Raw genomic sequence first — 1,077 nt, forward strand, 5'->3', positions numbered from 1 at the left:
GTTTGGAAACAAAAGCAAAGATAACAAAAAGGGCTGATACCTCGTGAGAAGTGTCAGCCCTAATTCATAAAAAATGTGGGATGTTTAGCGGACAGTAATAATACAAAGTTAATTAATCTTGGGGAGACAGAGGTCTCCCTTTTTTTATTTGTATTGCTGGTTGTTTTTTTCCTCGCCGAGAGATGCAGACAACCTCTCGCTACGCTTCGAGAACGTCTGCATCTCTCGGCGAGGGCTACTCTTTTATTGCACTTCGTTTTGGAACTTGCATCATTTAGGATTGTACGGTGTTGTATGGAAGTGAGAAAACCTTTATCTTTTCCTAATAGTGTCCTGAATGATGTTTTGAGCCTCTCGCGCAAAGTTACATCAAATCATGAGACGTGACATATTTTGTTCCAATGCTAAATAACACATATTTCCTTATGTTTTCAATTCGTATTCAGGCGATGGCAAGCAGACGCTCGATAGCGCACATTCGACCCGACCATCAATGAAATTATATTACAAAAACCACGTTTGTAACACGCCTCATAACCGATTGATAATCAAGATAATATTAATTGCGATTTAAGAGCTTAGCTTTTGCACTCCAATTCATGACCTTTTGCAGTGCAAAAGCTTACCTTTTGAAAAGCAAAAGCTAAGCTTTAAATAGATGAATGAAGAAAATTTAGGACACTGTTGAACTTTTCTCATATAGCCGGAAAGGATTTTCGCGTTTTCAACGCCCCGGCTAAACAAAGAATATGCTTGTCTTTTGTCTTGTCAGGACAGGCAGGTTTTGATATGAATTCATTGCGTATGGGTTTTAGTTAGTCATCCCTCAAAAGCTCAACTTACAACCAACAGATGGGTACTGTCCTATAAAAGTGTGTAAGCTTCTTTTTTCTTATCTTTGTATTTGATAACTTTAAAAAAGAAAAAAATGAAACTTACACATTCGCAAATTTCGGAAATTCTTTCGAATTACACAAGCAGCAGCGAGGGTTTTGTTACCCTTCAGTCATTAATCATGAACTCCCTGATGTATCATGAACGAGAGTTGTTCGTCAGCGAAAATGCCCATGAGCAATG

General features: G+C 38.2%; 1 pseudogene. It reads left to right on the plus strand.

Annotation, left to right across the window (positions count from 1 at the left end):
- Positions 1 to 928 precede the first annotated feature (928 nt).
- Positions 929 to 1,077: pseudogene (locus ETF27_RS11465) on the plus strand (IS256 family transposase); the annotation flags it as partial.

Source organism: Prevotella brunnea (assembly GCF_008016795.1).
GTDB lineage: Bacteria > Bacteroidota > Bacteroidia > Bacteroidales > Bacteroidaceae > Prevotella > Prevotella brunnea.